Raw genomic sequence first — 6,466 nt, 5'->3', positions numbered from 1 at the left:
CCCGGCACTCCCCCAGCCTCCGGCCGGGGGGACCCCCAGAGCACGCACCTGACGCCGCGCGGCCGCCCTCCGGGCGACGACGGGAATTGTCAGACTGGCCCTAGCGGCTTTGCCGTCACTTCGCGCACTTTGCTCAGGTGGCGTGGCCGCCGGGCCGGGCGCCGCGCGGCGGGCTGCTGGGCCGGAACGAAGCGTGCACGTCGGCCACGGCCTGCTGCCAGGCCGCCTGGGCCATCGGGCCGTCACCCACCCCCGCGAGGCGCCGGGAGTGTGGGTGTGGTGTTCCGCTGCCGGTGGTGATCAGGGCCGCCAGCACCGTGGCGGAGCGGGAGCGAGATGCGGCTTTGAGAGCCTGGCGCTGCTGCTGCTCGCTTGGTTCGGCCAGTCCTTTGACCCGCGCGCACAGCCGGTCCCCAACGGCAGGGCCCGAACCCGAGATCTTCATCAACTTTCGAGGGGTGCGTCCCGCCTCCCAGGTGGGAGACGAGTGGGAGATGATCATGGCGTGGTGATGCAGTCAGGCGCTGGGAAATGCTGGATGGTGCTCCATGGGCGGCCCGGCTGTGAGCCAGCGCTGCCACTGCCGACCCGCTCGACCGGCAGGCTGATCCAGGCCTGTCGGCCGTGCAGCTCCCGTGCCGCGGCGGGGTGCTGACGGCAGTCGCCCCTGGTCAGCTCGCCGACTCCGCCGCGTGCGGGCTCAGGACGTCCGCCGAGACCAGGGCGATGATGACGACACCCAGGGCGATGCGGTACCAGACGAACGGCATGAAGCTCTTGTTGGAGATCCACTTCATGAACCACGCGATCACCGCGTACCCGGACGCGAACGCGATCGCCGTCGCGAACAGGGTCGGCCCCCAGGCCACCTCACCCCCGCTCACCGAGTCCTTCACCTCGAAGACACCGGAGGCCAGTACCGCGGGGATCGCGAGCAGGAAGGAGTAACGGGCCGCCGCCTCCCGCCGGTAGCCCATGAACAGGCCGCCGCTGATGGTGGCCCCGGAGCGGGAGACGCCGGGGATCAGGGCGCAGGCCTGGCAGAGGCCGAAGATCAGGCCGTCCTTGACCCCGAGGTTCTCCAGGGTCTTGCGCTGTTTCGGCGCCCGGTGCCTGCCGCCGGTCTCGTCGCGGGCGGCGAGCCGGTCGGCGATGCCGATGACGACGCCCACGACGATCAGCATCGTCGCCGTGATCCGCAGATCGCGGAACGGCCCCTCGATCTGGTCCTTCAGCGTCACACCCAGCAGCCCGATCGGTATCGAGCCGACGATCACCAGCCAGCCCATCTGCGCGTCGTGGTCACGCCGCATCGCCTTGTCGAACAGCGACCGGAACCAGGCGGAGACGATCCGTCCGATGTCCTTGCGGAAGTAGATCAGCACCGCGGTCTCCGTGCCGATCTGGGTGATCGCCGTGAAGGCCGCACCCGGGTCCTCCCAGCCGGAGAAGGCCGCGGTCAGTCGCAGATGCGCGCTGGAGGAGACGGGCAGGAACTCGGTCAGCCCCTGGACGAGTCCGAGGATCAGCGATTCAAACCAAGACATGAAGGTACGGCGTCCCAGGGTGAGGAAGGGGCGGGCGGGCGCGCGGCGCGCGTGATCATGCGTGTGCAACGGCAGCGTAGCGGGCCGGTAAGAAGGTAAGAACACAGGGGGCTGGGAGGCGGGCGGGGGCGACGGCGGTGCGGGGGTGTTGACCGGTCAGGGCACCGCCGCTTACGTTTCCCCAGGAGAAAGCGCTTGCTCCCGCACATCGGGGTGCGTGTGCGGCGCACTCGGGCGGAGGTTCGCGCCCGTCGTCGGTACACGCCCCGAGGAGTGCTGATCACGTCCATGCCCCGCTCGCCCCGCCCCACAGCTCCCATCGCCGGCCGGCGCATCCGGGCCGCCGTCATCGGCGCCGGCGCCATCGGGCGCGGTTCGCATCTGCCCGCGCTCGCGCAGCTGGCCGCGGAGGGCGAGACCGAGGTCGTCGCCGCCGTCGACATCGATGCCGAAGCCGTCGAGGCGATGTGTGCCGACGCGGGCGTTCCGCACGCCTACACGGACCTGGACCGGATGCTCGCCGAGCAGCGGCCCGACCTGGTCACCATCGGCACCCCGCCGACCCTGCACCGGGATCAGACCGTCGCCGCGCTGCGGGCCGGTGCCTGGGTGTGGTGCGAGAAGCCGCCCGTCCCGTCCCTCGCCGACTTCGACGCGGTGGAGGCGGAGGAGGGTGCCGACGGGGGGCCGTACGCCTCGATCGTCTTCCAGCACCGGTTCGGCTCCGGCTCGACCCATGTGCGCCGGCTGCTGACCGAGGGGGCGCTGGGCCGTCCGCTGGTCGCCCACTGCCAGACCACCTGGTACCGGGACACCGCTTACTACGCGGTGCCCTGGCGGGGCCGCTGGGCGACCGAGGGCGGCGGTCCGGCGATGGGCCACGGCATCCACCAGATGGACCTGCTGCTCGACCTGCTCGGGCCCTGGCAGGAGGTGCGCGGGATGGCCGGGCGGCTGGTGCACGACGTGGAGACCGAGGACGTCTCCACCGCGCTGGTGCGGTTCGCGAACGGCGCCCTGGCCACCGTGGTGAACAGCGTGCTCAGCCCCGACGAGACCAGCCGCATCCGGATCGACTGCGAGCGCGCCACCGTCGAGCTGACCCACCTGTACGGCCACCGCAACGCGAACTGGCGCATCACCCCGGCCCCCGGCGTCCGAGCCGAGGAGGCGGCGGCCTGGCAGGACTTCGGCCCCGATGTGCCCAGCTCGCACCTGGCCCAGCTGCGCGAGCTGGTCGCGAGCATGCGTGCGGCGGAGCGGCCGCGCAGCAGCGGCGCCGACGGGCGCACCAGCCTGGAGCTGATCACCGCGCTGTACAAGTCGGCGTTCACCGACACGACCGTACGCGCGGGCGAGATCGGTCCCGGAGATCCTTATTACACGGCCCTGCACGGGGGCGCCCCGGGCTGGGCGCCGGTCGAGCACGAGGAGGTGTCCGCGTGAGCGGCGTGCTGCGGATCACGCACACCCATGGTGACCGGGTCACCGTGACCGAGCCGGCGACCGGGGTGCAGCTCTTCGCTTACGTCTACCGGCCCGAGGCCGCCTGGGAGGCTCCGCGGCCCTACCTGCACCCGCTGCGCACCCTCGCCGGGGACGTCGTCACCGACTACCGCCCCAACGACCACCGCTGGCACAAGGGCCTCTCCCTGACCTCCTCGCACCTGTCCGGCGCGAACCTGTGGGGCGGCAACTCCTATGTCCACGGCCAGGGTTACCTCGCCCTCCCGGAACGGGTCGGCTCGATGCGGCACGTCGGCTTCGACGAGCTGTCGTCCGACGCCGGCCGGCTCGTCATCGCGGAGCGGCTCACCTGGCATCCCCACGACGGGACGCTGTGGGCGCAGGAGCGGCGGCGGATCGAGGTCCATGACGTCGACCCCGACTCCGGTTCCTGGGCGCTGACCTGGAGCAGCGCGATCACCAACCGCCGCGATGAGCCCCTCCTGTTCGGCAGCCCGACCACGGCGGGGCGGGACCAGGCGGGCTACACCGGCCTGTTCTGGCGCGGCCCGCGGGCCTTCCGGGACGGCCGGATCATCGGCCCGGACGGCGAGGGCCCCGGCCTGATGGGTTCCCAGTCCCCCTGGCTCGCCCTGTCCGGGGAGCACGACGGCACCGACGGCCATGCCACCGTCGTCTTCGAACACGCCCCGGAGAACGACCAGTCGGGTGCGGACGGCGCCCATCCCGCGCACTGGTTCGTACGCAACGACCCGTTCGCCGGCATCGCCCCCTCCTGGGCCTTCCACGACGAACTCGAACTGGCCCCCGGCGACACCCTGACGCGCCGCTACCGGGTGGTCGTCGCCGACGGCGCATGGGGGCGCTCGGACATCGCCGAGTACCTGGAGGCGCATCCGTGGTGAGCGGCGGGGAGACCACGTTCACCGGGCTGCCCGGCGGGGTCGCGGTCTCCCGGCTGTGCGTGTACGACTGGCCCGCGGCCGACGGCCTGCGCGGCGGAACCCCCCATCTGCACCTGGCCTGTTCGGAGGCGTACGTGGTCACCGGCGGCCGGGGCGCGGTACAGACGCTCACCACTTCCGGGTACGAGGTCACGCCCCTCGTGCCCGGCACGGTCGCCTGGTTCACGCCCGGCACGATCCATCGCCTCGTCAACGAGGACGAACTGCGCATCACCGTCCTGATGCAGAACAGCGGCCTCCCGGAGGCCGGGGACGCGGTGCTGACGCTGCCGCCGGAGTACCTCGCCGATCCGGAGACCTACGCGGCGGCGACCACCGTCCCGGCCGACGCGCCGGAGGCCGAGCGGGAGCGGATCGCCCGCGCCCGCCGTGACCTGGCCCTGGAGGGTTACCGGGCGCTGCGCGCGGCCACCGGCCCGGAGCCGCTGGCCGCCTTCCACCGGGCCGCCGCCGCGCTGGTCCGGCCCCGGATCGCCGAGTGGCGCGAGCGCTGGCGGCGCGGGGCGCAGGCCGCCGCCACGGCCACGGGGGAGCAGCTCGACCGGCTCGCACGGGGTGACGCCGGCCACCTCGCCGATGCCGTCGTGCAGGCGGAACAGCCCTGTGAGCAGGGCCGGTTCGGCATGTGCGGACGGCTCGACGTGTACCGGCAGGGGCATTAGCGAAAGGCTCAGGTCGCCGCGGGTCCCGCCACCGTCCAGCCCGGGGCCTGCGGGTGGGCCGTCAGGTTCTCGTGGCGTACCGGGTCGCCGCAGGCCGCGCAGACGACGACCGGGGTCAGGTCCTTGCCGCAGCCGTGCTCGATCACCATGGGCCGGTCGCCCTCCGGGTGGAGGTGGCGGTCGCCCCAGGCCATCAGGGTCATCAGGACGGGGTGCAGCTCCAGGCCGGCCGCTGTGGCCCGGTACTCGAAGCGCCGCGGGCGCTCGCTGTAGACGCGCTTGGTGAGGATTCCGGCGTCGACCAGGCGGCGCAGCCGGGTGGCCAGGATGTCGCGCGGTGCGCCGATGTTGCGGACCAGTTGGTCGAAGCGGCCGTTGCCCAGGAGCACCTCGCGCAGGACCAGCAGGGAGTACTTCTCGCCGACGAGCGCCAGGGCGTCGGCGATCGAACACGGGCGGGGGTCCTTGGGGGTGGCCATGCCGTCAGTGTAGAGGCACTCCATGGGTGGGTTTGTTTTTCCAACTCTTGGCGTTATGGTGAGTTCGGATTTCCTACTCACCAGTAATCGGCCTGGCAATCGAGGTCCCCTGATGCGCGACGCAGTCATCGTCGAAGCCGTACGCACACCCGTCGGCAAGGGCAAGCCGAACGGCTCCCTGGCCCACGTCCACCCTGTGGAACTCCTGGCCCACACCCTGCGCACCCTCGTCGAGCGCTCGGGGGTCGACCCCGCCCTCGTCGACGACGTGATCGGCGGCACCGTCGACCAGGTCGGCGAGCAGGCCATGAACACCACCCGGTACGCTGTCCTCTCGGCGGGCTTCCCGGAGACGGTCCCCGCGACCACCGTCGACCGCCAGTGCGGCTCCTCCCAGCAGGCCGTGCACTTCGCCGCGCAGGGTGTCATGTCCGGCGCCTACGACATCGTGGTGGCCTGCGGCGTGGAGTCGATGAGCCGGGTGCCGATGTGGTCCAACGTGCCGCCCGGCAAGGACCCCTTCGGGCCCGGGGTCGCCGCGCGCTACCCGGAGGGGCTGGTCCCGCAGGGCATCAGCGCCGAGCTCATCGCCGCCAAGTGGTCCATCGGGCGCGCCGAGATGGACGCCTTCGCGGTCTCCTCGCACGCGAAGGCGGCGGCCGCGTGGGAGGCCGGGCTGTTCGACGCCGAGGTGGCGCCGCTGGAAGGAGTGGGCCGTGACGAGTCGGTACGGCCCGGTACCACCGCGGAGATCCTCGCCGGGCTCAAGCCCGCCTACTACGACCCCGCCTTCGCCGAGCGCTTCCCGGCGATCGAGTGGAACGTCACGGCGGGCAACGCGAGCCCGATCAACGACGGGGCGTCCGCCGTGCTCATCATGGCGGGGGAGACCGCGCAGCGGCTCGGGCTGCGGCCGCTGGCCCGCCTGCACGCGTTCGCCGTGACCGGCTCGGACCCCCTGCTGATGCTGACCGGCGTGATTCCGGCGACCGAGAAGGTGCTGCGCAGGGCCGGGCTGGGGCTCGAGGACATCGACCTCTTCGAGGTGAACGAGGCGTTCTCCAGCGTGGTGCTCGCCTGGCGGCAGGAGACCGGTGCCGACCTGGCCAAGGTGAACGTGCACGGCGGGGCCATCGCCCTGGGGCATCCGCTGGGGGCGAGCGGGACCCGGCTGACCACGACGCTGGTGCACGCGATGCGGCAACGCGGCGCTCGCTTCGGACTGCAAACGATGTGTGAGGCGGGCGGACTGGCGAACGCGATGATTCTGGAGGCGGTGCGGTAGGCCCGCGTGTCAAGCCCCGAATTCGAGTCACGTGACCGGGGTGGGGCGGCATGTCCCAATG

General features: G+C 72.2%; 7 protein-coding genes. 4 read left to right on the top strand and 3 right to left on the bottom strand.

Features of this window, described 5'->3' with window-relative positions; genetic code table 11:
* Positions 1-133: 133 nt before the first annotated feature.
* Together AB0958_RS44200 and AB0958_RS44195 are read right to left on the bottom strand one after the other, a co-directional pair.
* Positions 134-502 carry a hypothetical protein gene (locus AB0958_RS44200; protein WP_366896136.1) on the bottom strand — a complete coding sequence of 123 codons (369 nt, stop codon included), beginning with the start codon at positions 500-502 and terminating at the stop codon, positions 134-136.
* 169 nt (positions 503-671) lie between these two features.
* Complete coding sequence (locus AB0958_RS44195) at positions 672-1,547, bottom strand: undecaprenyl-diphosphate phosphatase (protein WP_366896135.1); 876 nt, start codon at positions 1,545-1,547, stop codon at positions 672-674.
* A 288-nt stretch (positions 1,548-1,835) separates the two neighbouring features.
* On the opposite strand from AB0958_RS44195, the gene AB0958_RS44190 reads away from it, so the two are divergent.
* From AB0958_RS44190 to AB0958_RS44180, 3 genes are read left to right on the top strand one after another with little or no spacing between them, the layout of a single operon-like run.
* Positions 1,836-2,993 (top strand): Gfo/Idh/MocA family oxidoreductase, encoded by a 1,158-nt coding sequence (locus tag AB0958_RS44190; RefSeq protein ID WP_366896134.1) that lies wholly within the window; start codon positions 1,836-1,838, stop codon positions 2,991-2,993.
* Positions 2,990-3,919: a PmoA family protein gene (locus AB0958_RS44185; RefSeq protein ID WP_366896133.1), complete on the top strand. Its 930-nt coding sequence runs from the start codon at positions 2,990-2,992 to the stop codon at positions 3,917-3,919. Before AB0958_RS44190 ends, AB0958_RS44185 begins: the two co-directional genes overlap by 4 nt.
* Positions 3,913-4,641, top strand: coding sequence for a cupin (locus tag AB0958_RS44180; protein WP_366896132.1), 729 nt, complete (start codon positions 3,913-3,915; stop codon positions 4,639-4,641). Before AB0958_RS44185 ends, AB0958_RS44180 begins: the two co-directional genes overlap by 7 nt.
* Positions 4,642-4,649: 8 nt before the next feature.
* Here AB0958_RS44180 and AB0958_RS44175 read toward each other — a convergent pair whose 3' ends face one another.
* Positions 4,650-5,120, bottom strand: coding sequence for a helix-turn-helix domain-containing protein (locus AB0958_RS44175; RefSeq protein ID WP_366896131.1), 471 nt, complete (start codon positions 5,118-5,120; stop codon positions 4,650-4,652).
* Between the two features lie 112 nt (positions 5,121-5,232).
* On the opposite strand from AB0958_RS44175, the gene AB0958_RS44170 reads away from it, so the two are divergent.
* Positions 5,233-6,405 carry a thiolase family protein gene (locus tag AB0958_RS44170; RefSeq protein WP_366896130.1) on the top strand — a complete coding sequence of 391 codons (1,173 nt, stop codon included), beginning with the start codon at positions 5,233-5,235 and terminating at the stop codon, positions 6,403-6,405.
* Positions 6,406-6,466 lie beyond the last annotated feature (61 nt).

This window comes from Streptomyces sp. NPDC006655 (assembly GCF_040703965.1).
In the GTDB taxonomy this organism is placed as follows: domain Bacteria; phylum Actinomycetota; class Actinomycetes; order Streptomycetales; family Streptomycetaceae; genus Streptomyces.
This window is presented reverse-complemented; position numbering and strand designations above follow the sequence as displayed.

Excerpts from the sequence above, each read along its gene's own strand:
- AB0958_RS44200 (WP_366896136.1), bottom strand. The coding sequence starts at position 502 with ATGATCATCTCCCACTCGTCTCCCACCTGGGAGGCGGGACGCACCCCT.
- AB0958_RS44195 (WP_366896135.1), bottom strand. The coding sequence starts at position 1,547 with ATGTCTTGGTTTGAATCGCTGATCCTCGGACTCGTCCAGGGGCTGACC.
- AB0958_RS44190 (WP_366896134.1), top strand. The coding sequence starts at position 1,836 with ATGCCCCGCTCGCCCCGCCCCACAGCTCCCATCGCCGGCCGGCGCATC.
- AB0958_RS44175 (WP_366896131.1), bottom strand. The coding sequence starts at position 5,120 with ATGGCCACCCCCAAGGACCCCCGCCCGTGTTCGATCGCCGACGCCCTG.
- AB0958_RS44170 (WP_366896130.1), top strand. The coding sequence starts at position 5,233 with ATGCGCGACGCAGTCATCGTCGAAGCCGTACGCACACCCGTCGGCAAG.